Origin of the sequence: Agarivorans sp. DSG3-1, from assembly GCF_046774965.1 — a bacterium.
In the GTDB taxonomy this organism is placed as follows: Bacteria; Pseudomonadota; Gammaproteobacteria; order Enterobacterales; family Celerinatantimonadaceae; genus Agarivorans.
Genome location: NZ_CP177241.1, coordinates 3,991,862 through 4,017,449, shown reverse-complemented (window position 1 = coordinate 4,017,449; position 25,588 = coordinate 3,991,862). Strand labels below are relative to the sequence as shown.

Sequence of the window (25,588 nt, the reverse complement as noted above, 5' to 3'; positions counted from 1 at the left end):
ATGGCAACTGTCAAACCTTCTCAAAGCCGGTCTCTTGCAGACTGGCTTTGTTATTTAGAAAACCAGCACCATAGCGCGATAGATCTAGGACTAGAGCGAGTCGCTAAAGTGGCGCAAACCGGTCAGCTTACCCAGCTAAATGCGAACGTTATTACCGTGGCCGGTACCAATGGCAAAGGCTCTACTTGTGCCTTGCTTGAGCAAATTTTGTTAGCTCTGGGCTATAATGTGGGCGTGTATAGTTCACCACATATTCTAGATTATCGCGAACGTGTAAGAATTAATGGTGAACTCCCCCCAGCTAGTGATTTTTGTGATTCTTTTGCAGCTATCGAAGAACTGCGTGCTGAAACCAGTTTAAGTTATTTTGAATTTGGCACTTTAGCAGCCATTTGGTTGTTTGCTCAACGCTCTTTAGATTATGTCATTCTAGAAGTGGGCTTGGGTGGAAGGTTAGACGCCACCAATATTGTAGAGCCTGATGTTAGCGTTGTGACGACCGTTGCTGTTGATCATGTTGATTGGTTAGGCAGTGATATTCAGCAAATAGGCCGTGAAAAAGCGGGCATTTTTCGCAGCAATGGTAAAGCAGTCATTGGTGACCCCGCTATCGTAGGTAGCGTGTTGGAATGCTCTAAGCGGCTTAATTGCCAACAACTTGCCGCGGGACATGAATACTCTATATTACGTTCACAAAACACTTGGAGTTTTGAAGGTCAACGTTTGGTGTATTCCGCACTGCCATACCCCCGATTACCTTTATCGAATGCTGCAACTGCTATTGCTGTGTTAGAGCAGCTTGAACTTAGCCCTGAGCCTAGCTTATTGGCCGATGCTATTAGCAATTGGCAGCTGGCTGGACGTTTGCAAACACTGTCGCAGCAACCGCTAGTCATTGCCGATGTTGCCCACAATCCACAATCTGCTGAGTATTTAGCATCGCAGCTTCCCGAGTTAGCCCAAGGGCGAAAAATTATCGCTCTATGTGCCATGTTAGGAGATAAAGATATGGCATCAACGGTACAACCTCTTTTAGCCTTGGTAGATGTTTGGCATATTTGCGGTTTGAGCGGTCCTCGCGGCAATGATGGCAGCGCGCTCGCTCATAGCTTATCTGTTGCAAAGAGGGTAAATAAATACCCAACATTAGCAGAAGCATATACAAGCGCACATAACAGTTTAGACGATGACTCGATGTTAATTGTCTTTGGTTCTTTTTTTACAGTTGCAGAGACATTAGAATTGTCAGCATCTCATCAGTAGCAGAGACTCAACATTGACTGCACAGTTTAAAAACCGCCTAGTGGGCACCATTATTTTGGTCGCTTTAGGTGTGATTATCATTCCCGACATTCTCGATGGTAAAAAAACGCGAGTAGAAGAAGAGTTCAACTCTATTCCGTTTGCGCCTAAGGTTGATTCTTTGCCTCCCTTACTTCTAGAGCTGCCTACTGATCAAGAAGCAGTAGATGTTGCTGACCTTGATGCTGGTGATGATGAGATTCCCAAAGAAGTTACTACTCCTTCAGAGCCTGCACCAACAAAGCAAGCTGTGGAATTTGATAAACCCGCTTACGTAGTGCAGCTAGGCACCTTTAAAAACGCCAATAATGTTACCCGCCTTGTAGCCAAACTGCGAGCTGCAGGCTTTCAAGCCCACTCTTTCCCAGAGCCAGCGGTAGAAGGAGAGTTAAATAGGGTATTTGTAGGACCTAATGTGTCTAAAAAAACGCTAGAGCAGCAGCAAGAAAAACTCAAAGAGTTAACCGGTTTGAGCGGCGCGATTCGCCAGTTCGACCCTTTATTTAAGTAGTATGAAAAAATACATAGACGCAATTTATATTTGTTTCTGGTAGAATTCGCAGCGTTTTTCAACAAGTAGAAAAATTTATGGCTTGGGTAGACTACGTCATTATTGGCGTAATAGTATTGTCAGCATTAATTAGCTTGGTTCGCGGCTTCGTTAAAGAGGCCCTGTCGCTGGTCTCTTGGGTAGCGGCTTTTTTCATCGCCAGTCAGTTCTATCACGACCTATCTAGTTATTTTACTCTTATCGAAAACCCCTATTATCGCAGTGGCGTAGCCATTGTTCTGCTGTTTGTCGCCACCTTAGTGCTCGGCGCTTTAGTCAACTATTTGTTTAGTCACCTGGTTAATTCCACCGGCCTTACTGGTACCGATAGGGTATTGGGTATTTGCTTTGGTGCAATTCGAGGGGCTTTAGTGGTAAGCGCTATGCTATTTGTATTGTCGTTTACTGGATTTCCGGAATCTTCGTGGTGGAAGGGCTCATTATTGATCCCCGAGTTCACCGTGATTGTTCAGTGGTTTTTTGAGTTTTTAAAAGATTCTTCTAGTTTTTTAGATAACTACCAATCTTAATAAGGAAAAGCTTCATGTGTGGTATTGTCGGCATTGTCGGTGCTAGTCCCGTTAACCAGGCGATTTATGATGCGCTAACTGTTATACAGCATCGTGGTCAAGACGCCGCGGGTATCGTTACTATTACCGAAGGCATGTTTAAACAACGCAAAGCCAACGGATTGGTAAGAGATGTGTTTGAAGTAAAACACATGCAGCGTTTACGTGGCAACTTAGGTATTGGCCATGTGCGTTATCCAACTGCCGGTAGCTCTAGCGCTGCCGAGGCACAGCCTTTCTACGTAAACTCTCCATTTGGTTTAGCACTAGCGCATAACGGTAACTTAACCAATGCAAAAGAGTTGCGTGAGCAAATGGCTAAACGCGCTCGTCGCCACATTAACACCACTTCGGATTCTGAAGTGTTGCTTAATGTATTAGCGCACGAGTTAGACCTTATCGTACAAGATGAGCTTTGCGAGAAACAAGTATTTACTGCCATCTCTGAGGTGCACAAGAAAGTTCGCGGTGCTTATGCTGTGGCAGCCTTGATCATTGGCCAAGGTTTAGTGGCATTTCGTGACCCTAACGGTATTCGTCCCTTGGTATTAGGCAAGAAAGTGAGCGACGACGACGCCTCTAAAATGGAGTACATGGTTGCTTCTGAGAGTGTTGCTTTAGATGCTGTTGGTTTTGAGTTTGTACGCAGCGTTGCCCCAGGCGAAGCTGTTTACATTACTGAAGATGGCCAGCTTTTCACTCAACAATGTGCTGAGAATCCTGCTCATAACCCATGTATTTTTGAATATGTGTATTTTGCTCGTCCAGATTCTATTATCGATAAAATCTCGGTATATGGTGCGCGAGTTAATATGGGTACCAAGCTTGGTGAGAAAATTTCGCGCGAATGGGACGATCTAGATATCGATGTAGTGATTCCAATTCCAGAAACATCATGTGACACAGCATTGCAAATTGCTATGCACTTAGATTTACCCTATCGCCAAGGTTTTGTTAAAAACCGTTATATTGGCCGTACGTTCATTATGCCAGGGCAAACCCAGCGCCGTAAGTCAGTGCGCCGCAAGCTTAATGCTATTGACGTAGAGTTCAGAGGCAAAAATGTATTGCTGGTTGATGACTCCATCGTACGTGGTACTACTTCTGAGCAGATTATTGAAATGGCCCGTGATTCTGGTGCAAACAAAGTCTATTTTGCTTCTGCTTCACCAGAGATTCGTTTCCCTAATGTTTATGGTATTGATATGCCATCGGCAAACGAGTTAGTGGCTCATGGTCGTGAAGTAGATGAGATTTGTCAGCTAATTGGCGCTGATGGTTTGATCTTCCAAGATTTGGATGATTTGATTGAGGCTTGTCGTCAAAGTAACCCTGAAATCCAAACCTTCGAAACCTCGGTATTCAATGGCAAATACGTAACAAACGACATTGACCAAGATTACTTGGATTACTTAGACCAGCTGCGCAATAATGATGCTCAAGCGATACAGGCTCAAGAAGAAGTGGCGAGTTTAGAGTTGCATAACGAAGACAGTTAACTCGAACGGGTTGCTGTTTGGATGATAAAAAAGCACCCCTTGAGGTGCTTTTTTGATAATTAGAATCTACTGACGTTTAGCGAGAAAATTCTTTCTTACTAAATTCGACCCTTTCATCTGCTGTGCGGGCAATACCTTCGCTGATTTGCTGTTCTACCAACTTTAGGCGTGGCAATATACCTTCGCCATTAGCAATTTGAATGGCTAATCCCGGTCGAGCATTTAGCTCTAGCAGCATAGGGCCGTTAGATTTATCTAGCACCATGTCTGTGCCCAAATAGCCCATTCCAGACATCTCGTAGCAACTCGACGCCAATTCTAACAAACGCTGCCAATGAGGCACAACTAACTCTTTAAGCGGGCGATCTGTATCAGGGTGTTTTTCTATCGGTCGGTCAAATTGTACAGCATGTAAAGCTTGCCCGGTACCAATGTCTATGCCAACTCCCACGGCCCCTTGGTGGAGGTTAGCTTTACCGTCTGAAGCGGCAGTAGACAGGCGCATCATCGCCATTACTGGATAGCCTTGGAATACGATTACTCGTACATCAGGTACGCCTTCAAAACTAAAACCTTCAAAGCAGGCATCAAATTCTATTAAGGCTTCAATAACCGCTACATCAGGGCTACCACCTAAAGAAAACAAACCTGCCAATATATTAGAGCAATGGCGTTTTACGTCTTCTTCATGAGTAGGGGCGCCGCTAGGTTTAAAAAACACCCCTGACTCTTGTTTAGTAATAACTAAAATGCCTTTACCACCAGAGCCTTTAGCCGGTTTGATAACAAAACCGGAGTGCTTTTGTAGCAACGGAATAATAGATTGAATATCGTGCTGAGTGCGCACCACACCAATTAAGGCTGGAATAGTGACATTATCGCGCTGGGCAATAATTTTGGTTTTAAGTTTGTTATCCACCAAAGGGTAGAGTTTACGCGGGTTGTACCGGCTAATGTAGCCGGTATTGCGCTGGTTCATCCCCATGATGCCCTTGCGGGCCAGCTTAAAAGGACTGGTGAATTGATTAAACATCAGTCCTCCTTATTCGCTAATGGTTGAAAGCGACGAAGTTCTAGTAAGCGGTAACCCGTGTAGTTACCCAAAATCAAAATAATGCCCAACACAATGAACTGAACACCCATAAAGTTGAAGGTTAAGTGACGAACGTATTCGTTGTTCATCGCTAAGAAGGCCAATACAGCAACCAGTAAGCTACCGCCACCTTGTAATACCACTTCTTTAGGGCCTTCTTCTTCCCATAACACTGACATACGTTCAATGGTCCAAGAAAGAATAATCATCGGGAAGAAGGTGATTTTTAAACCTTCGGTGAGTCCTACTTTAAAGCTCATGACACTAAAGATTGAGATGATGCCAATCACGGTGATAATTACTGCCGATATTCGCGAGACCAGCAGCAAATTGAGGTGGGATAGGTAGCCTCGAATCACTAAACCAGTGCCCACTACAATAATGAAACCAATTAAGCCGGTCATTAATGAGGTTTGCATAAACGCCATAGCAATAAGCACTGGCATAAAGGTACCAGAGGTTTTTAATCCCACCAATACGCGAAGCAACACCACAATCAGCACCCCGATAGGGATCAGTAAAATGCCTTTAAACAAGGCTTGCTCTTCAAGCGGTAGGCTATCAATGGAGAAGTTTAGAAAGTCAGCTTCGCTAATTTTGGGTGCGACTGCCGATTGGGCACTCTGCTCAACCAGTAGCATAGAGAAGCTCACTTTAGAGTCTTTACCACCAACAACTTCCAACATGCTGTTGCCATTGTATTCCCAAAGAAGCGTATTCTCAGGTCGGCCTTGGATACCCGTTTTCAAGTCGAAAATTTGCCAATCGTTCTCGTCTTTAAATACTTGAATATATTCAGTAATGTTTTGACGACGTCGACCATCTTCTAGCTGCAAACCTTTAACAATTCGAGCCGGTACATCTGCATTGTTGAGTAGATCTACCACCAATCGGTTTTTAGGTTTGTAATCTAAAATTAACCCGGTGTTTTGGTTGGTTGTTGCAGTATCACCCGTTAAGGCTTTAATTAGTTCACGAGTGAAGCTATATGCATCGGCAGATAAGCCTTCGGCTTGTTTTGCTAAGTGATTCGCAGCAGTGAAATAAGGTTCTGGGTATTCAACAAATGGTGTATCGGGCATTTGAGGCTGGTAAATGTCGGCTGCTTTAGGATCTACCAAAAAATCTACTTTATAGTACATCTCCTGATGGCCTTCGGCTTCTCGCTTGGTCCATATTGCACGTGGGTTATCTTGATCGTTAACGAAAGATAAGCCATAGGCTAGCGAGGCGGTCGACTCATGAATACGGGTGTAACCCTGTTGAGTCATTGGCAAAGCAAGTACGGTTTCTACACTTTCGCCGTTAGCATCAAATTCAACTTTGGCTTCAATGGACCATATCTGGCGCTTTTCGCCAGGGAACCAAGGCACCTCAAATTGAACGTGGCGATACATTGTCATGCTTATTCCTATCAGCATGCAAAGTGTTACGATGAAATAAAATATACTGCGAGAACTCATGGGCATTAATCCTTAAATGTCGGCTTCGCTTGTGTGAACTTTTGGCTTATATCAACCACGCTAATGTCTTTCAGGAAGCTACGTCCTAGTAACACCGGATAGCTTAGGTGGTTGCGGTCGGTAAGGGTAAATTGGGCTTTTTCTGAAATAGGCCCAAGTTTAACTAACATAGATACCACGGGGCGTTTATCTACAGTGTTGGTAGAGGCTTGAGTTACTTCAGCGGTTCTAATCACTGGGCGCTCTACAATAATGTCGGTATCAATGGTTTTGTGGCGTAAATTAAAGCGTACCCAGTTTTTACCGTCACGCTCAAATTTTACTATGTCAGTGGCATTTAATGATGAGGTTGCTGCACCAGTATCTATACGAGCTTGAAAAGCGTGTTTTTGACCTTGCAGGCTTACCCATTCAGATTCACCAAGTACAGTTTTATTGCCTAACTTGTATGATGCCTGCTTGCTACAACTAGGCGCGGTAGCTTTATTCGAAGAAACCGGGGCTGGTACAATGGCCACTACTTTTTCTTCTAATTGGTCAAAGCGTTGTTGTTGAGCCGCTAATCGTTCTGAGATTGACTCACATTGGCTCAATACAGATGTTTGCTGAGCAGAGAGTGCAGACAGTTGTTCTAGGGTTTCGGTGTTGGGCTGAGAGGCTTGTTGGCTTGCACAAGCACTTAGTGCTAGAGACAATGAAATTATTGAAAGCTTTTTCATAGTTCAAATCCATTAGGCAAAAGTAATAACTGCGGTTTTAGTAATTGTTTTAGCATAGCGTATGAAAACTGTTTAGTCTGGATTAATTGCAATTAAAACAGCACGTTTGGGAGCAGGTAGACCTTCTACAGTTTGGCTTTTGTCGTTTGGGTCTAAGTAGTCGTTTAAGGACTCATGGGTCATCCACGATGTACTGCGTTGTTCTTCGGTAGAGGTTAAATCAACGTCGACAACGCGTACGTCGATAAAGCCTACTTTTTCGAGCCAAAGTTTTAAGGCTGCAGTGCTAGGCAAAAACCAAACGTTTGGCATTTTTCCATAGCGCCCAGCTGGAACCAGTACTTGGTTTTCGTCGCCATCTACCACCAGTGTTTCTAGTACCAGTTCACCGCCTTTATGCAGTTGCTCTTTTAGTTGAATGAGGTGATCCATAGGTGAGCGGCGATGATAAAGTACTCCCATAGAAAACACCGTATCAAAGGCGCGTAATTTAGGCAGTTCTTGAATTCCTAAGGGCAATAAGTGCACGCGTTGATCGTTATTGGCAAAATTACGAATGGCTTCAAATTGCATTAAGAACAAGGTTGATGGATCGATACCGACAACAAACTCTGCATCATCACCAAGCATGCGCCACATGTGGTAACCGCTGCCGCAGCCCACATCTAACACATAACGGTGTTTTAAAGGGGAGATGTGTTTACGTAAACGTTCCCATTTCCAATCCGAACGCCATTCGGTATCTATCTGAATGCCGTAAATATCGAAGGGGCCTTTGCGCCAAGGGTGAAGGTGACGTAGCAAACTTTCTACTTTTTTACGTTCACCTGCGGGCATGTCTTCAGCTTTACCAATGCTCACTTTATCTTTGAGCTCGATATGTTTAGTGGTTTGCAGAGGGAGTTTATTGAGCACTCGCTGCCAGCGAGGAAAGTCGCCATGAGCATGCTCTTTTTGCCAATCGCCAAGCTGAGCGGGGAGTGTATACAGCCAGTGTTTTAAGCGGTTTTTGGCAATTAATTGGTAAAAATCAGAGAAGTCTATCATTGGTTACAAGAGCTTGATATTGCTTGAGTATATATAAGCTTGATTGTAGCAAGTTTTAGCTGGTTTTGGCGAGTAAGCGCTAAACAGAATCGCTATCTCAGTTGTTTATTGTTTTTCTGGCTCACTGGTTAAGGTCAACTTTCAACCAAGCAAGCTGATGCTGGCCATTTTCATTTAGAAAGCCGCTATCACAGACATTAAGATCTTTGCTTGCAAGTAATAGTGTTTGTTGCTGATGTAGGCGAAACCCCATGTTGTTTAGTTGCGAAATATGCTGATTGTTGACAGGTTTACTGCTGTTCAAAAACAACAGTAAAGGGCTGCGGTTAACTACAAAATCATCGTTTAAAACTTTAAGCAAATCTTGTGGTTCGTATACGCTAACGCTGGCTATAGCAAAGGTTTGTTGTTGGTAGCGTGCTAAAGCAAAAAATGGTGGCGGTTCTAGGTCACTCTGGTTTGAACTGTAAGCACTAAGCCATTCAAAACTTTTCTCATGCCAAGCGTAGCTATAACGCTTTGTTTTTGACCTGCTTGAGCTAAACGTGATGCTTTTGTTAGGAAACGCAGAATGACTATAGTTTTGCTTTGAAGCGTCGATAAATAAAGAGGGAAGGTTAGCCACTAAAATACTGTCTTGGACTATTTGCGAAAATTCAGCCCCCCAGCCACTTTGCTGGGCAATGCTAGCTGAGTTACTAACGCTGATAGTGGCCACAGATTGTGGGCAATCGTTGAGTAACAGTGAGTTAAAATCTAATTGTTCTACCTGAACCGCGGCTTTTACGGCAAAGCTTAAGCTCAAATAAACCAAAAATGTGCTGATAATTTTTAGATAAATCATAATTAGTAACATAGGGTTAGTAGATACAAACAAGATGCTAGCACATATTTAAACTAACAATCTTCAATGGCAAGTAATTAAAAGCGGGAAGCTAAAAGAGGGATTTTTATGGGAAACATGTCGATTAAACAGCGTTTAATCTTAACTATTTTGATTTTACTTGCAGTATTGAGTGGCGTACAGGCTTGGTTTCAAGCTCGCACTTTGTCTCAAGAAACCCGCATTGATATTGCTGGGGATGCCAAGCAACTCGCACAAGCGGCAACTGACCAAGTAAGTTTGTGGTTTGATTCAAAGTTGGCGATTGCCAAAGGCATGGCGTCAGATCCCAAAGCCGCAGGGTTTGTGGCAGATTTAGTACAAGCTAAGCAAAGTGGGGATTTCATCTATTTTTACTTCGGTAGTAGCGAAGGGAAAATGACCATGCATGATCCTAATGAAACGCTGCCCGATGGTTACGACCCACGCACTCGCCCATGGTACAAAGGCGCGCAAACTAATGGTTCATTTGTGTCCGACCCATACGTAGATGCTACTTCTGGCCAAATGGTTATTTCGGTTGCGCAAAGGGTTAGTGGCGGAGTTTACGCAGGAGATTTAGGTCTCGATGTAGTGACCGAGCGGGTACTTAACCTTGCCAGCGAGCAGGTATACCCGGTTATCGTTGATAAAGAGGGCTTAGTGGTTATCCACAGTGATAAAGATTTGGTGTTAAAAAAAGCCAGTGAACTGTCGGAACAATTTACTGCGAGTTTCTTTTCTGCTCAAGCAAGCTCATCAGAAATGAGTGATTTGGTGGTTAGCGGTAAAGAAAGCTTTGTAAACGTTACTCCGATTGAAGGTACTGACTGGTATTTGTTGTTTGTCTATGACAAACAAATCGCGATGGCACCGGTAAGCGCCATGATGAAAAGCTCTATGATTTTTGCAGTGGTGCTATTTGTTATTATTGCGGTGGTGATGCTCAAAGTGATCAGTGCAATGCTAAAACCGATTGAGATTTTAGGTGGGGCGATTGAAAAACTATCATCGGGAGATGGAGATTTAACCAAGCGAATCAATTTAAACCGTAATGATGAAATAGGCTCTCTTGCCGCGGGTATCGACAAGTTTATCGATCAGCTACATGAGCTAATGAAAGAAATCGCTGAAGATGCCGACAGCTTGCAGCGTGCCGCTGCTTTAACCAATAGCTCTACTTCTGCTTCGAATGTTCAAATTGAACGTCAGCAGGGCGAAGTTACTCAGGTAGCGACCGCAGTGAATGAAATGGCTGCAACCGCAAATGAAGTGGCTAATAACGCCGAGCAAACCGCTGAGGCTGCGCGTGAATCAGCTGATTCTTGTGAACAAGGTAAGGTGCTAATAGGCCGCAACCAGCAACAGGTAAATAGCTTGGCTGGGCAATTAGATGGCGCCGCTGAAACGGTACAAGAACTAGAGCGTAATACCCAAGAAATTAGCGACATTCTTTCAACCATTCAAGGCATTGCTGAGCAAACAAATTTATTGGCCTTGAATGCAGCCATTGAAGCGGCTCGCGCTGGTGAACAAGGCCGAGGCTTTGCGGTGGTGGCCGATGAAGTACGTAACTTGTCGCAACGCACCCAAAGCTCAACCGAAGAAATCAAAGCGATGTTAGAACGGCTGCAGGGGAATACCCAAAGTACCGTTAAAACCATGGATGAAAGCCAACAGTTAGTGCAAATTAGCGTTGAAGAAGCCACGAAAGCGGCTGAGATGTTAGAGAATATCACTAACTCGATTACTCATATCAGTGATATGGCGACGCAAATTTCTAGCGCTGCTGAAGAACAACGCGCGGTAACGGAAGAAGTGGGGAGGAATACTCAAGGTATTCAAGATGCTTCGTTAGAGCTGGCGGAGCAGGCAGCGGGTAGTTCGCAGCGAGCCACAGAATTAGATGCTATTGCCGACAAACTGCATAAAGAGGTTGGCGCATTTAAGTTGTAATGGAATAACGTTTAATTAAAGAGCCTGCTTAGTGCAGGCTTTTTTATTTATGCCAGTAACAATATTCCCGCTCCCCCTAAGCTTAGTAACATGATGTAAAGAGGTAACTTCACGACTCGCAGTAAAAAGAACCCTAATAACGCTAGTACAAACTCTAGGTTCGAATGAATCGCGCTAGTGAATATTGGATTGTAAAGTGCTGCTATCAGTAAACCAACCACCGCTGCGTTAACCATTTGCATTGCTGCGGAAAACTTCGCTTTTTGAGCCAGCGCTTGCCAAGCATCAACAAAAGCCAGTACCAATAAAAAACCCGGTAGGAAAATGGCAATAGTTGCTAAGCTAGCGTAAACAAGAGGATTTTGTTGGCCTACCACTGCGCCTAAATAACTAGCAATAGTAAACATTGGGCCAGGTACTGCTTGTGCAGCAGCATAGGCGGTTAAAAACTGTTCTTGGTTTACATCCCCTGAAAGTGTTTGTTGCAGCAAAGGCAGCACGACATGACCGCCACCAAATACCCAGCTACCCGCTTGATAAAACTGGCTAAAACTGTGAATGAGAGGATTTAAGTTTAGAAAAGGCAAAAACAGTAGCGCAATAAATACAGCTAAATATCCAAACTTAATGCTACCGGTTTGGTTTGTGCTGGTATTGGTATTTGTAGGGGGATTCGGTACCAATAGCTTTTCATTTAGCGCTAAACCTATCAGTGCGGTAAGAGCCAAACAAACGAGTTGGGTACTAAGTTGTGGGAACAGCAACAAGCTGGCAGCAGTAATAAAACATGCTCCGCTTAAATACCGATTACTGCAAAACTGCCTATACATTTGTCTTACAGCATCAACCACTACTACCAATGCAGCAACTTTTAGGCCCGCGATTAATCCCATAACAAAGGGGTTGTTGTTACTGTAGTTGGCAGCCAACGCTAGTACCAGCATCAAGGCTGCCGAGGGCAAGGTAAAGCCAATAAATGCGGCTATTGCACCTAGTTTTCCTGCCCGGTGCAAGCCAATAGCAAAACCCACTTGAGAAGAGCCAGGGCCCGGCAAAAATTGGCTAAGCGCGACTAAATTTGCATATTCATGCTGGGATAACCATTGCTTGTTATCAACAAACTCTTGTTTGAAAAAACCTATATGGGCGGCTGGGCCACCGAAGCTTACTAATCCTAGGCGGAAAAAGGCGCTGAATACTTCAAATATTGCTGTCATAGTCTTTTGTAGGTAAAAGCAAAAAGGGCATTTTATGACGGTTTTGTTACAGTTGTATTGCGAACCAATCCCATTATTTTTTCTGTGTACAATAATGACGATGAATTGAATCCAAGGAGGGACAATGCCTAAACGGTATAAAGTTAATTGCCTAGTAGCAAACTTAAGCGCGTTGTTAACAGCCATTGTTTTGCAAGCATGCAGCATTTCACCTCTAAAGGTCGAGCCCTCCTGTGAGGCTATTTTAAGCAGTGTAGACAAGCTGCTGCTTGAGCATGTTGGAAGCTTAAAAGGGGAGAGGGTGCATAACCAAGCTTCTTTACGACATAATCGCTTCATACATTTTTTTATCAGCAATCAAGATCTTGCTGAGCCATCTGCGCCTACTCAACCTCAGCTAATTGATTATATGGGCGAACTAGCGGAGCAAGGTTTAAAAGCTGAATGGAAAACGCTTGATGTAGACATAGCCAATGAATGGAAAGCGGAATATCAAATAACTCAGCCAGAACAGACAATCGAACAGTGCATAAATGAATTGAATCAGCAGTTAAAAGGTCATTCACGACAAACCGCTGAGTTGCTAGCCACTATTCCTATGGATAATGACTACTCTGCCACTGCTAAGGTGTTTGGATTATATCCACTAAGTTCGAAGGTATTTGCGAGCGCCATTGAGAAAGAACAACAACATTTAGCTGAGGGTTGGTTAGCTGCTAGTCGCTGGTCGTTATCTGGATTTACTGCGAAACAAGCGGCCTTATATCTACCGGAGCCAGCGTTAGCTAAAGTGAATGTAACTGATTTACAGCTTGATGCTTTTGGGCAACTCGCCAGTAAACAGCAACAAGAAACCTTACTTAAATGGTATGCACCGCAGTGGTTGGTTGAGAGCAACACTGCAGACAACGTACCTGGCGTGCCGGTTTGGCAAAAGCAACAACTGGCTTTTGAACACAGTAAACCACTTAGTTTTTCGCATATTACTTACGCTAGGCATAACAACCAAACTACTATCCAGCTCAATTATATTTTATGGTTTAAGCAACGCCCAAAACTTAGCTCAGTAGATTGGGTAGCAGGAGAGCATGATGCTCTCATTTTTCGAATTCACCTGACTAATAAGCTAGAAGTCATTGCTTACGACAGCATCCACCTATGTGGTTGTTGGTATACTTTAATGTTGCCTCAACAGCGCAGTTATCATGCTATTCAGGACAGTAAAGTCGAAAGCGTACTGATGCATCGCGTTAATGCTGCGGATAAAGTGCGAATAAGTATTAGTGCCGATACCCACCAAATAATTGATTTGCAGCCCACCGGCGACATTGCTGAAGTGGTGGCTAAAACCACTTATACTTTACAGCCTTGGCAGTCGCTACTTGCCTTAGAAAAAGGCCAAGGATATAAATCTATCTACGACTCTAATGGTTATGTGTGGGGCTCTGAACGTTTTGAACGCTGGTTCTTTTGGCCTATGGGGGTGAAACAGCCAGGAAGCTTGCGTCGTTTTGGTGACCACGCGATTAGTTTTGTTGGCGAGCGATATTTCGATCAAGTCCATTTGTTAGAAGATTTGGGTGTGCAATAATGCTGTTATCTTTAGTTACGTACCGACATTAAACCTATTGGGAATCAATGCTATGAGTTACGACAATAACAATATTTTTGCTAAAATTATCCGTGGCGAAATGGGCTGTCTTAAAGTGTATGAAGACGACCATACCTTAGCCTTTATGGATATTATGCCACAGGCCGATGGTCACACTTTAGTATTACCAAAAGAATCGGCAGAAACGCTGTTTGAATTGTCGGAAGAAGGCGCAGCAGCTGTTATTAAAACCGTAAAAAAAGTTGCAGCGGCGGTTAAACAGGCAATGAATGCTGAGGGGATTAGCCTAGTGCAATTTAATGGCGCTGCAGCGGGTCAAACGGTGCCTCATTTACACTTTCATATTATTCCTGGCTCTTTAGCCGAGGCGCGCAGCCACGCTCGCGATATGGTTGATAGTGAAACTCTACAACCTTTTGCAGACAAAATTGCAGCGTTGTTAGCTAAGTAGGTATTGTTTCGTAAAAAAGGCGAGCACTATATAGCGCTCGTCTTTTTGATTCTGTGTATCTAGAGACTACTTTATAGCGACCAATGAGCCGAAGTTAAAACACTGAAACCACAGTTCGCTAGCGCTAAAGCCGGCTTCTTTAAATCGTTGCTTGTGTTGCTCAATAGTATCGGGCACTAGTACGTTATCTAAAGAGCTCCGCTTTTGGCTAATTTCCAACTCGCTGTATCCGTTAGCGCGTTTAAAATCTAAGTGTAATTCGCTAATTAGACTCTGAGTAGTTGGTTCAGCGAAATGAAATTTTTCACTCACTATCAATAAACCGCCTTTAACCATTCCGTTGTAGATCTTTTTAATCAAGGTTAAACGCTGTTCTTGCGCAATAAACTGCAGGGTGAAATTGAGCACGACCACTGAAGCATTGCTGATATCTACGTCGCAAATATCATCACAGATAAGCGTTACTGGCACTGAGCCACGAAAAGCATCTAGGTGTTTTTGACAACGTTCTAACATGGCGGGGGAGTTATCTACTGCAACAATTTCTACATTGTTGTGCTTAACTCCGCGGCGCATAGCTAAAGTCGCTGCGCCCAAAGAGCAACCTAAGTCGTATAACTTAGTGTCGGCTTGATGAAATTGTTCAGTTAAGTGGCCAATGGTGGAAACAATGTTGCTGTAACCTGGCACTGAGCGTTGAATCATATCGGGAAATACTTCGGCCACTTGGTCATCGAAGCGAAACTCACCCAGTTGGGTAATAGGTTGGGAAAATAGTTTATCTTTGCCTTGCATGGCTAGTTCTCGTGCGGAAAATTCTATGATAATGAGCCAGTAATTGCTCGGTGGGTTATTGTAACCAGCTAAAGCGAGCTTGTCTTTGGCTATTTTAGACGCTTCTATAGATTTATTGCTCTATCGCTATTCTTATTTGTAGCTGCTTTCCTTTATACTATCGCCCTTTCACTAAATAATACTGCATAGCTGATTATTATTTAGGCTGAACATTCATTGAATTTTAAAACGTAAAACGGGAAAGGCCAAATGCGCACTGTTTACTGTGGACAAGTAACCAAAGAGTTAGTTGATCAAGAAATAAATTTAGTTGGTTGGGTAAATCGCCGCCGTGATTTAGGTGGCGTTATCTTCATTGATTTACGTGACCGCGAAGGCATTGTGCAAGTGGTTTTTGACCCAGATCGTAAAGATGTATTCGCTACCGCCAACAGCTTGCGTAATGAATTTTGTGTCCGCCTTAAAGGCCGCGTTCGTGCGCGTCCAGACAGTCAGGTTAATGCTGACATGACCACGGGTGAAGTTGAGCTACTTGGCTTAGAGCTAGAAATCTTAAATCGCTCTGCGCCACTGCCGTTGGATAACAATCAAGATAACTCTGAAGAGCAGCGTTTAAAATACCGCTATTTAGATTTACGTCGCCCAGAAATGAGCCAGCGTATGGTGTTTCGCGCCAAGGTAACGGGTTTCGTTCGCCGTTTTATGGAAGACAATGGCTTCTTAGACATTGAAACGCCAATTCTTACCAAAGCTACGCCAGAAGGTGCGCGCGATTATTTAGTGCCTAGCCGTACTCATAAAGGTCAGTTTTTTGCTTTGCCGCAATCACCACAGATTTTTAAACAATTACTTATGATGTCTGGCATGGATCGTTACTACCAAATCGTTAAGTGCTTCCGTGATGAAGACTTACGTGCCGATCGCCAACCAGAGTTTACTCAAATTGATATTGAAACATCATTCATGAGTTCTGACCAAGTAATGGCCGTGACTGAACAAATGGTTCGTGAATTGTTTGTCTCAATGTTAGACGTTGATTTGGGTGAGTTCCCACAAATGACTTACGCTGAAGCGATGCGTTTGTATGGCTCTGATAAGCCAGATTTACGTAACCCAATGCAATTAGTTGATGTTGCTGACTTGCTTAAAGACGTAGAGTTTAAAGTATTTTCTGGCCCAGCTAACGATGAGAAAGGCCGCGTAGCAGTGTTACGTGTACCGGGTGGTGCAAAGCTTTCTCGCAAGCAAATTGATGACTACGGTAAGTATGTAGGTATTTATGGCGCTAAGGGCTTAGCATGGATGAAAGTGAATGAAGTCGCTGCAGGCGTTGAAGGTCTTCAATCACCTATTCTTAAGTTCCTAAATGAAGACGTTGCACAAGGCATTGTTGAGCGCACAGCTGCACAAGACGGCGACTTAATTCTTTTCGGCGCAGATAAAGCGAATATTGTTTGCGAAGCGATGGGTGCTTTACGTTTGAAAGTAGGCGAAGATCTTGGCCTAGTATCAGATGAGTGGCGACCGCTTTGGGTTGTTGATTTCCCAATGTTTGAAGAAGTAGATGGTCATTTCCATGCCATTCACCATCCATTCACTGCGCCAGTTGAAGGCGTGAGTGCTGAGGACTTAACCGCTTCACCAGAAGGTGTGTTATCAAACGCTTACGACATGGTGCTAAACGGCTGTGAATTAGGTGGTGGTAGCGTACGCATCCATAAACAAGATATGCAAGCTGCTGCGTTTAAAGTACTCGGCATTAGCGATGAAGAAGCTCAAGAGAAATTCGGCTTCTTATTGGAAGCGCTTCAGTATGGTGCTCCACCACACGCGGGTTTAGCGTTTGGTCTAGATCGCTTAGTAATGTTGATGACTGGTGCAAGCTCTATTCGTGACGTAATGGCGTTCCCGAAAACAGCCACTGCTGCATGTCCGTTAACCAGTGCGCCAAGTGCAGCTAACCCAGTGTCTTTAACTGAATTAGCCTTAAGCGTTAACTTACCAAAGTAAGCGTGCTTTGAATGGCAAAAAGGCGAGCATTAGCTCGCCTTTTTTAATGCTGTAGATAGACTTATTCAACTAGTGATTGCCATTAGAGTGAACATCTGTTTGAGGAATATGAAACAGCGGGTGCAAGTGAATAATGTTGCCACTTTGATCCAATAGCGCGCCTTTATCATTGCAACGCAAATAGAACTCTAATGCCGCTTCCTTAGTGACCGGACGACCAAAGAAGTACCCCTGTACTTTATCAAAGCCGTTTTGTTTCAACCAATTAGCGTGTTCAAGAGTTTCTACGCCTTCTACTAAAATCTCGTAATCTAAGGTGTACATTAGCTTTCGCATGCTCAGTACAATGTTTTGAGTTGCTACCGAGGTAATGGCATTGTGGCCAAATTCTCGATCAAATTTAATCTTATCGCAGGCAAGGTTGCTAAGGTAGCTCAGTGAAGTAAAGCCTTTACCAAAGTCATCAAAGGCAACTCTGATGCCTGCTCCTCGGATTTCGTTTAACTGGTTTTTAACTTGCTGATAGTTTTGTACGGCGACACTTTCAGTGATTTCCAGCTCTAACAGATTGCTACCGATACTAATGGTTTTATATTTGCTGATCAGTTTTTGAGCGAAATTTTTGTCTTCAAACTGACGGCCACTAATATTAAATGCGATGGTTAAGCCGTTGTAACCTTTAGTATTTAACTCTTCTAATAACGCTAACGATTTATCTATCACCCAATAACCTAGAGGAAGGATATGGCGGCCTGATTCAACGGTATCGAGAAATTGACCAGGGTTCATTAAACCTTGAGTAGGGTGATTCCAACGTAGTAGTAATTCAAAGCCAGTGACTGCTTGTTGTTTCATTGACACTTGCGGTTGTAAGTATAGTTCCAGTTCGTTGTTGCTCATGGCATTTTGGAACTGATTTTCAATGGTGAATACCATGTCATTCTGACGGGCTAACTCGATATCGAAGTGGGTACAGCAATTACGCCCTTTACGTTTAGAAGAGTACATTGCTAAATCAGCATATTTAACTAATAACTGCGGCTCGTACTCGGCTTGTTTTGCGGTGGCGATACCAATACTGAGCGTCACCTTCATTGAAACTCCAGAGATGGTAATGTCTCGAGAAATTTCTTGCGCAAGGCTATAGGCAAAACCGAGGACGCTGTCTTTGTCTTTTTTGTTAATCAGTAGTGTGAACTCATCGCCACCTAAACGGAAGGTGCTAGAGGCAAACTCGCTTAAGCGCATAATGCGTTTAGCGACTTGTACCAGCAGTAAATCGCCAAAGTCATGACCTAAGGTATCGTTAATGGTCTTAAAATTATCTAAATCAATGTAGATAAGGCTTAACTCGTCGCCTTGGCGTTCTGCTTCTTTTAGCGCTTTACTGAGTTGTTCGAGAAAAGCGGTTCGATTTGGCAGTTCCGTAAGTGGGTCTTCCATCGCCATTTTCTCCAATACTTTGGTATTGGCGGCAATGCTCGATCGCATTTCAGAGAAACTATCGGCTAGCTCGATAGAAATATGATCAAGTGAATCAAATTCGTCATTAAATAGATGCAGGTTGTTTTGCGGTTTGTAGCTCTCATCTTCTAATATCGTTGGCAAGCTGGCAGCGTGATAACGAAGTTTATTTAAGGGACGACGCATTAGCATTAAGCCAATAGCAATGCTTAATGCCATAGTGAGTAGCAATAAAATAGAAAGCTGGTTTTCGAAGCGGGTTTGCAGCTGTATTTGGTCGCTCCAGTCTTTAAGAATAACCAGTTTTAAGGTGCTGCTAGCACTGTTCTTAATGGGATAAAGTTTGCCGACAATGGTTTTGTGTTCAACCTGAAACTCCATATTGGCATGGTGGCGATACTCAATAGCACTATCAAACCATTGTTGGCTAAGGGCTTGAGTATTGGTAGCCAGTAAAATGCTTTTATATAAGGGGCGATCTAAATCGACGATGGCTAGTTCAATGTCATCTCTCTGGGTTACCTTGATTAAGGCATCTGCTAACTCAAGTTGAAACGCTAAAATGCCTTGTTCTGAACTACGGGTACGAATAGGCAAAGAGATCCACAAATAGCACATCTCGCTGCATTGTAATAATTGCATGGGTTTAGAACGCAGTGTTACCTGCTCTAATAGCTCTTTGGGGGGCGGAGAGTCAGAGGCGCTGCAGGTGTAATTGTCTACCTCAAAAACCGTACAGCCATTCACTATAGGTAATAACCATTGCAGCTCTGGGAGTTGGCGAGTGAGGTACTTCTCTAATTCACTCATATTCTCCGCTTTACTAAACAGAGTTTGGGCTTCGAACAAGTAGGTAATGCTGTCACTTAATCGTTCTATTTGGTCATTAAATTCTAGCGCGTAGTTGTCTAGGTAGCTGAGTTTAAGTTGTGCTTGCTGATTCTGGTAATGCTCCATTGCAGTGAAACCGAAGATGGAAACAACAAAGCCCGCAGCTAGCACAAGTGCAACGGTCATTTTCAAACGGACGCTAATATAACGTTGTTTTAAATTGATTAAGGGGAACTTACTTAGCTTCATTGGCTATCCCAAGGTTAGTACTTACAGCAACGAAACATTAATAGATTCATTATTAGTTAAGCATAGAGCGATTTATTAAAAGCGGTAGCTAAGTTGTAAGGCGAACAAGCGCCAGTATCGCTCAGGGTTATTGTTTCGCTGTGGATTTAAGTCGTTTACAGGGGGGAGCATTGAGGTACCAACAAACCAGTGATGCTCAAATTTGAGTTGGAAATTTTGATGAAAATTCCAAGTCGCGCCAATGGCGAAATCTTCTAGGTCTCGTAAGTTCTTTTCTATATCGTCGTCGATAAAGTGGCTGTTATCGTAACGAGCTAGTAGGTTCCATTGTTGGTTGATAAGGTAAATCCCTTGAACATAGTAGGCATTCATATCGATGCTACCGTCAAACAATGGCTCGAGACCTTGAGCTGGTTGGTTTTTCCCTTCTGCATAGGTGCCACCGCGGCGCAGAGTAATTTCACTGGTTATTTCAAATCTCTGTTGAGAATACTGCAGAGAACCAATGTATTGGTCAGTATCAATAGTAAAATCTAAGGGGAGGTCTATCGGGCTTGGGTTTAGTGAATCCTCTAGGTGCATTTTTAAGCGGCGATATTCTAAACCTACATACCAGTTTGCTGTTGGGCGCATAGAGAAATGCAGCGATGTATTCCATTCGCTTTCAAATGTCCCTTCTTGGTCTTGACCGAAAAAACGGCGACTAAAGCTTTCATCAAAGCTTTCCTTACCTATCGACGCGGCAAATTTATATTCTTGACCGCCCAACGAAAAGTAGTCGATGTCCATACGCAATCCGTCGGCTCGCAAGCTTTGCTCTTTCAATATATGTGGGTATACCGACAAAGGTAATACAATGCTTGGTCGCGTAAACGGCACGTCACGTGTTTCTCCATAGATGCCATTGCTAATTTTGAAGCGCCCGAGCTTAAACCCAATATCCCAATCTTCATGGCTAGGGATTTTGTAATTTAAGCTGAGGTAGTCAACTTCAATGCCTGATTCAAACCAATCTCCGGTTTCTTGAGCTATGACCAAGCCTGACACCGACCAGTTTCTATTGATTAGCCAATAGCCACGTAACCCTGCTTCTAATAATGGGCCGCTGTCGCCTGAGTTGTATCCGTAATAATTATTGGCGTTTACCCCAATATAACTGGCAGAAACAAATCCGCCCCAAGATACTTTGCCTTGGCCGTATGCAGGAACTGCGATGGTGGATAAACTAGTCAACAATAATAGAATGAAGGTCTTCATTGTTCACCTCTTGGCTGACATATCCAATTGCGTTGGGGTTTTTAATAATGGTATCGAGCATTTCTTGTTCGGAATCTACGATGGTGGGCGCAATAGCGGTACCCGTGTATATTTGGCGTTCCCAAATTCGGCTGAGCTGGTAGGGGAAAAGTTTAAGCGCGTCTAAGCAAAACTGTTTATGCAATTCACTGTTATCTTTCATCACGACCAGTTCAATAACTTGTCCGTCGGGCCAATTTTTTTCCCTTAGTGAAAAGATCGAACGAATTTGCTTACTGCTCAATTCAGCTTGTTTTTCTGCATGACTTATCACCCACACCTGTGCGTGCATGGGTATGCTTAAAATGAGTAAGAAAAGAAGCACAGTGATTTTTTTGAGGCTTGAGTTAAGCCGCAACAAGCTAAGTAAACTGTGCCAATAAATTACAATCATAGCCTTCCGTGGTTAGCTTATAACTATTGATAAAATGTTAATTCTCTTAAATATAGGCCAATTTTTTCAATAAGTTAAGTGAAATCATCTTTTGTTTAATATTGCCTAAATATTCGGCGGGGAATTATCCTTAATCGTTGATATTTAATGTAATTATCAATAGTGGTGAGGTTTTGGTGTCTTCTGGGTCTTAGGTATTTATGTAATATTATTGAATCAAGCTCTATGTTGTGACTAATTAATGATGTTTTTGTTATTTTTATGTGGGGAGATCGTAGAGTTATTTCTAAACAAAGATGTAACAAATTGATATAAGTGAACTTATGTTAAAAGATCGAGATCATTTATCAAACAGATAGTGCTAGGCTTGGTCGCTTCTTAACGTTTATCATCAATCAATAAGCATTTATTGGAGAACGCCATGGCAGGTCATAGTAAATGGGCCAATATTAAGCATCGTAAAGCGGCTCAAGATGCTAAAAGAGGCAAGATTTTTACTAAATTTATTCGAGAACTTACGGTCGCAGCCAGAGAAGGTGGCTCAGATCCAGATGCTAATCCTAGATTGAGAGCCGCTATTGATAAAGCCTTATCTAATAATATGACACGCGACACGGTAAATCGTGCGGTACAGCGCGGAGCTGGAGAGTTGGATGGGCAACAGCTAGAAACGGTGATTTACGAGGGATATGGTCCCGGTGGCACAGCGGTTCTTGTTGAAACGATGACCGATAATCGAAATCGTACCGTATCTACTGTAAGGCATGCCTTTTCCAAAAGCGGTGGCAACTTAGGTACTGATGGCAGTGTTGCTTATCTATTCGAAAAGAAAGGTATTATTTCTTACACCGCGGGTAGCGACGAAGAACAAGTAATGGATGCAGCCCTAGAGGCTGGTGCTGATGATGTTATCTCTCATGAAGATGGAAGTGTTGACGTTTATACTTTACCTAACGATTTTGGTGTAGTGAAAGACGCCTTAGATAAGGCGGGTTTGGAGGCGGTTAATTCAGAAGTTACCATGATTGCCTCTACGCAAGCCGAGTTAGATCTAAGCACTGCTCCAAAGTTGTTACGACTTATTGATATGCTGGAAGACGATGATGACGTGCAAGAGGTGTATCACAATGGTGAAATATCAGATGACATTGCTGAGCAGCTGTAAACTTTCGTGAGTATTATTCTAGGCATTGATCCGGGCTCACGGATCACCGGTTACGGTTTGATAAAGCAAGCCAATGGACGAATCGAGTATTTAGGTAGTGGCTGTATTCGCACTAGCGAAAAAGAACTGCCGTTACGTTTGAAGCAAATTCACGCTGGTGTTAGCGAAATTATTGCCCAGTTTTCTCCCGATGAGTTTGCGATTGAACAAGTGTTTATGGCTAAAAACGCTGATTCGGCACTCAAGTTAGGGCAAGCCCGAGGGGCAGCGATTGTATCTGCAGTAAGCCAAGATTTACCCGTTGCTGAATATTCAGCAAGGCAAATAAAACAAGCGGTGGTTGGCACTGGCGCGGCCGATAAAAGCCAGGTTCAGCATATGGTGACTCAGTTGTTGAGCTTGTCAGCGAGCCCACAAGCCGATGCTGCCGATGCTTTAGCGGTGGCGCTTTGCCATTGCCATACTCGTCAAAGCCTTATTGGTATGGCGGGGAAAGTGAGAGGCACAGTAAGACGACGTTTACGCTAGTTATTGCCTAAATAAACAGCAGCTAAGTGATTTTTTTTTATTAATTGCTTAACACGAATTGAAACCAGAAAGTTTGACCCAATATATTGCTGATAGAGATTATTAGCTAAGGTAAAGAGGACGACATGACCTTAGAGCGTTCAGAACGTTTTGAAATTCCCGTATTACCCTTGCGCGATGTTGTGGTTTATCCGCACATGGTCATTCCTTTGTTTGTTGGTCGTGAAAAATCGATTCGTTGCTTAGAAAGCGCGATGAGCCAAGACAAGCAAGTATTATTAGTCGCGCAAAAAGATGCCAGTAACGACAATCCTCAAGTGGAAGACTTATACACTGTGGGTACAGTGGCTAATATTCTGCAACTATTGAAACTGCCAGACGGTACAGTGAAAGTGCTGGTGGAGGGCAGCCAGCGGGCTAATCTTGAAGAAATTATTCAAGAGGATGAGTATTACATTGCTGCTGCAGAGTATGTGGTGTCTGCTCAGCCGGATGAAAAAGAACAAGAAGTCATGGTTCGTTCAGCAATAAGCCAGTTCGAAGGCTATATCAAGTTGAATAAAAAGATCCCGCCGGAGGTGCTTACCTCGGTGTCTGGTATAGACGATGCCGCGCGCTTAGCTGATACCATGGCTGCACACATGCCGCTTAAGCTTGAAGATAAGCAGTCGGTGCTAGAGTTAGCCAGTATTCCAGAACGCTTGGAGTACTTAATGGCGATGATGGAATCTGAAATCGATTTGCTGCATGTGGAGAAAAAAATCCGCGGTCGCGTTAAAAAGCAAATGGAGAAGAGTCAGCGCGAGTACTATCTCAACGAGCAAATGAAGGCGATTCAGAAAGAGCTAGGTGAATCTGAAGATGGTCAAGACGAGTTTGAGCAATTGTCTCAACGTATCGACGAAGCCAAGATGCCAGAAGAAGCTAAGGAAAAGACCTTAGCTGAGCTAAATAAACTCAAAATGATGTCACCAATGTCTGCTGAAGCGACCGTTGTACGTGGTTACGTAGATTGGATGTTGAGTGTGCCGTGGGTTAAACGCTCAAAAGTGAAGCGCGACTTAGCAAAAGCGGAGCAGGTGCTTAATCAAGACCATTATGGTTTAGAAAAGGTTAAAGAGCGCATTTTAGAGTACTTGGCAGTACAAAGCCGAGTAAACAAACTAAAAGGGCCAATACTATGTTTAGTTGGTCCTCCTGGTGTCGGTAAAACCTCGCTGGGTCAATCTATTGCTAAGTCGACTGGGCGTAAATACGTGCGTATGGCTTTAGGCGGGGTAAGAGATGAAGCGGAAATCCGTGGACACCGTCGTACTTACATTGGTTCAATGCCGGGTAAGTTGATTCAAAAAATGTCTAAAGTAGCGGTTAAAAACCCTCTATTTTTGCTTGATGAAATCGACAAAATGGCTTCAGACATGCGTGGTGACCCTGCCTCTGCACTACTAGAAGTATTAGACCCAGAGCAAAACAACAGCTTTAACGACCATTACTTAGAAGTTGATTACGACCTCTCTGATGTGATGTTTGTGGCTACCTCAAACTCAATGAATATCCCTGGTCCTTTATTAGACCGTATGGAAGTGATTCGTTTATCAGGTTACACCGAAGACGAAAAACTAAACATTGCTAAGCAACACTTAATTAGTAAGCAAATTAAACGCAATGGTTTAAAAGAGCATGAGATTGCTATTGAAGACAGTGCCATCATTGGCATTATTCGTTACTACACTCGCGAAGCGGGCGTGCGAAGCTTAGAACGAGAGATCTCTAAGTTATGTCGCAAAGCAGTAAAAGAAATTTTGCTGAACAAAGACACGAAGAAAGTTGAGATTAGCCAAGACAACCTCAGCCATTATTTAGGTGTGCAACGTTGTGATTATGGTAAGGCGGATGAAAATAACCGCGTTGGCATGGTGACAGGTCTAGCATGGACCGAAGTTGGTGGTGATTTACTCACCATTGAAACAGCCTCGGTACCGGGTAAAGGCAAGCTTAGCTATACCGGTTCTTTAGGTGACGTTATGCAAGAGTCGATTCAAGCTGCGATGACCGTGGTAAGAGCACGTGCCGATAAGTGGCGTATCAATAACGACTTTTACGAGAAGCGTGATATTCATGTTCACGTACCTGAAGGTGCAACACCTAAAGATGGTCCAAGTGCAGGCATTGCCATGTGTACCGCTTTGGTGTCGAGCTTAACGGGTAACCCGGTTAAGGCTGAAGTAGCGATGACCGGTGAAATTACCTTGCGTGGTGAAGTTCTGCCTATTGGTGGCTTGAAAGAGAAGCTGTTGGCGGCGCATCGCGGTGGTATCAAAACGGTTCTTATTCCGCAAGAGAATGAGCGAGACTTAGAAGAGATACCAGAAAATGTTATTGGTGACCTAAAAATCATTCCAGTTCGCTGGATTGAACAGGTTCTAGAAGCGGCTTTAGAGCAAAATCCTGAAGGCTTTGAAGTAAAAGCTTGAGTCAATGCAAATAAACGATATTCAATCGTAAAATAGTACTTG

21 protein-coding genes are annotated in these 25,588 nt (G+C 43.4%); 11 read left to right on the top strand and 10 right to left on the bottom strand.

What is annotated here, in order from left to right; translation table 11 throughout:
* The 4 genes from folC to purF all read left to right on the top strand — a co-directional run bounded on the left by folC (position 1) and on the right by purF (position 3,920).
* On the top strand, positions 1–1,263 hold the full coding sequence (gene folC / locus ACLD71_RS18605) for a bifunctional tetrahydrofolate synthase/dihydrofolate synthase (RefSeq protein WP_411991616.1): 1,263 nt from the start codon (positions 1–3) through the stop codon (positions 1,261–1,263).
* A gap of 13 nt (positions 1,264–1,276) precedes the next feature.
* The gene (locus tag ACLD71_RS18600; protein ID WP_411991615.1) at positions 1,277–1,813 is read left to right on the top strand and encodes an SPOR domain-containing protein; all 537 of its coding nucleotides are present in this window, start codon (positions 1,277–1,279) and stop codon (positions 1,811–1,813) included.
* A 77-nt stretch (positions 1,814–1,890) separates the two neighbouring features.
* Positions 1,891–2,382, top strand: coding sequence for a CvpA family protein (locus tag ACLD71_RS18595; RefSeq protein WP_137675200.1), 492 nt, complete (start codon positions 1,891–1,893; stop codon positions 2,380–2,382).
* Between the two features lie 14 nt (positions 2,383–2,396).
* Complete coding sequence (gene purF / locus ACLD71_RS18590) at positions 2,397–3,920, top strand: amidophosphoribosyltransferase (RefSeq protein ID WP_137675201.1); 1,524 nt, start codon at positions 2,397–2,399, stop codon at positions 3,918–3,920.
* 76 nt (positions 3,921–3,996) lie between these two features.
* Here the strand turns inward: purF and ACLD71_RS18585 are convergent, their stop codons facing one another.
* The 5 genes from ACLD71_RS18585 to ACLD71_RS18565 all read right to left on the bottom strand — a co-directional run bounded on the left by ACLD71_RS18585 (position 3,997) and on the right by ACLD71_RS18565 (position 9,086).
* Complete coding sequence (locus ACLD71_RS18585) at positions 3,997–4,953, bottom strand: alpha-L-glutamate ligase-like protein (RefSeq protein ID WP_411991614.1); 957 nt, start codon at positions 4,951–4,953, stop codon at positions 3,997–3,999.
* Positions 4,953–6,476, bottom strand: coding sequence for an inactive transglutaminase family protein (locus tag ACLD71_RS18580; protein ID WP_161985214.1), 1,524 nt, complete (start codon positions 6,474–6,476; stop codon positions 4,953–4,955). The genes ACLD71_RS18585 and ACLD71_RS18580 overlap by 1 nt, the downstream gene beginning before the upstream one ends.
* 5 nt (positions 6,477–6,481) lie before the next feature.
* On the bottom strand, positions 6,482–7,195 hold the full coding sequence (locus ACLD71_RS18575; protein WP_411991613.1) for an ATP-dependent zinc protease: 714 nt from the start codon (positions 7,193–7,195) through the stop codon (positions 6,482–6,484).
* Positions 7,196–7,267: 72 nt separating this feature from the next.
* A complete protein-coding gene (gene cmoB, locus ACLD71_RS18570; protein ID WP_137675205.1) occupies positions 7,268–8,242 on the bottom strand; it encodes a tRNA 5-methoxyuridine(34)/uridine 5-oxyacetic acid(34) synthase CmoB in 975 nt (324 codons plus the stop codon).
* Between the two features lie 121 nt (positions 8,243–8,363).
* A complete protein-coding gene (locus ACLD71_RS18565; protein ID WP_137675206.1) occupies positions 8,364–9,086 on the bottom strand; it encodes a hypothetical protein in 723 nt (240 codons plus the stop codon).
* 117 nt (positions 9,087–9,203) lie between these two features.
* On the opposite strand from ACLD71_RS18565, the gene ACLD71_RS18560 reads away from it, so the two are divergent.
* Complete coding sequence (locus ACLD71_RS18560) at positions 9,204–11,060, top strand: methyl-accepting chemotaxis protein (RefSeq protein ID WP_411991612.1); 1,857 nt, start codon at positions 9,204–9,206, stop codon at positions 11,058–11,060.
* Between the two features lie 47 nt (positions 11,061–11,107).
* On the opposite strand, the gene chrA is transcribed toward ACLD71_RS18560, so the two are convergent.
* Positions 11,108–12,277, bottom strand: coding sequence for a chromate efflux transporter (chrA, locus tag ACLD71_RS18555; protein WP_201798782.1), 1,170 nt, complete (start codon positions 12,275–12,277; stop codon positions 11,108–11,110).
* Positions 12,278–12,401: 124 nt separating this feature from the next.
* On the opposite strand from chrA, the gene ACLD71_RS18550 reads away from it, so the two are divergent.
* Both ACLD71_RS18550 and ACLD71_RS18545 read left to right on the top strand, forming a co-directional pair.
* The gene (locus ACLD71_RS18550) at positions 12,402–13,868 is read left to right on the top strand and encodes a hypothetical protein (RefSeq protein ID WP_411991611.1); all 1,467 of its coding nucleotides are present in this window, start codon (positions 12,402–12,404) and stop codon (positions 13,866–13,868) included.
* 52 nt (positions 13,869–13,920) lie between these two features.
* Positions 13,921–14,340, top strand: coding sequence for an HIT family protein (locus ACLD71_RS18545; RefSeq protein ID WP_303512706.1), 420 nt, complete (start codon positions 13,921–13,923; stop codon positions 14,338–14,340).
* 66 nt (positions 14,341–14,406) lie between these two features.
* Here ACLD71_RS18545 and cmoA read toward each other — a convergent pair whose 3' ends face one another.
* The gene (cmoA, locus tag ACLD71_RS18540) at positions 14,407–15,135 is read right to left on the bottom strand and encodes a carboxy-S-adenosyl-L-methionine synthase CmoA (protein ID WP_411991610.1); all 729 of its coding nucleotides are present in this window, start codon (positions 15,133–15,135) and stop codon (positions 14,407–14,409) included.
* 249 nt (positions 15,136–15,384) lie between these two features.
* On the opposite strand from cmoA, the gene aspS reads away from it, so the two are divergent.
* On the top strand, positions 15,385–17,145 hold the full coding sequence (aspS, locus tag ACLD71_RS18535; protein WP_411991609.1) for an aspartate--tRNA ligase: 1,761 nt from the start codon (positions 15,385–15,387) through the stop codon (positions 17,143–17,145).
* Positions 17,146–17,214: 69 nt separating this feature from the next.
* Here the strand turns inward: aspS and ACLD71_RS18530 are convergent, their stop codons facing one another.
* From ACLD71_RS18530 to ACLD71_RS18520, 3 genes are all read right to left on the bottom strand, one after another.
* The gene (locus ACLD71_RS18530; protein ID WP_411991608.1) at positions 17,215–19,689 is read right to left on the bottom strand and encodes a putative bifunctional diguanylate cyclase/phosphodiesterase; all 2,475 of its coding nucleotides are present in this window, start codon (positions 19,687–19,689) and stop codon (positions 17,215–17,217) included.
* Positions 19,690–19,764: 75 nt separating this feature from the next.
* The gene (locus tag ACLD71_RS18525; RefSeq protein ID WP_411991607.1) at positions 19,765–20,946 is read right to left on the bottom strand and encodes a hypothetical protein; all 1,182 of its coding nucleotides are present in this window, start codon (positions 20,944–20,946) and stop codon (positions 19,765–19,767) included.
* Complete coding sequence (locus tag ACLD71_RS18520) at positions 20,915–21,277, bottom strand: substrate-binding domain-containing protein (protein WP_161985215.1); 363 nt, start codon at positions 21,275–21,277, stop codon at positions 20,915–20,917. Before ACLD71_RS18520 ends, ACLD71_RS18525 begins: the two co-directional genes overlap by 32 nt.
* Positions 21,278–21,800: 523 nt before the next feature.
* On the opposite strand from ACLD71_RS18520, the gene ACLD71_RS18515 reads away from it, so the two are divergent.
* From ACLD71_RS18515 to lon, 3 genes are all read left to right on the top strand, one after another.
* A complete protein-coding gene (locus ACLD71_RS18515) occupies positions 21,801–22,544 on the top strand; it encodes a YebC/PmpR family DNA-binding transcriptional regulator (protein WP_411991606.1) in 744 nt (247 codons plus the stop codon).
* Between the two features lie 6 nt (positions 22,545–22,550).
* Positions 22,551–23,072 (top strand): crossover junction endodeoxyribonuclease RuvC, encoded by a 522-nt coding sequence (ruvC, locus tag ACLD71_RS18510; RefSeq protein ID WP_137675216.1) that lies wholly within the window; start codon positions 22,551–22,553, stop codon positions 23,070–23,072.
* A gap of 125 nt (positions 23,073–23,197) precedes the next feature.
* Positions 23,198–25,546 carry an endopeptidase La gene (lon, locus tag ACLD71_RS18505; protein ID WP_137675217.1) on the top strand — a complete coding sequence of 783 codons (2,349 nt, stop codon included), beginning with the start codon at positions 23,198–23,200 and terminating at the stop codon, positions 25,544–25,546.
* Positions 25,547–25,588 lie beyond the last annotated feature (42 nt).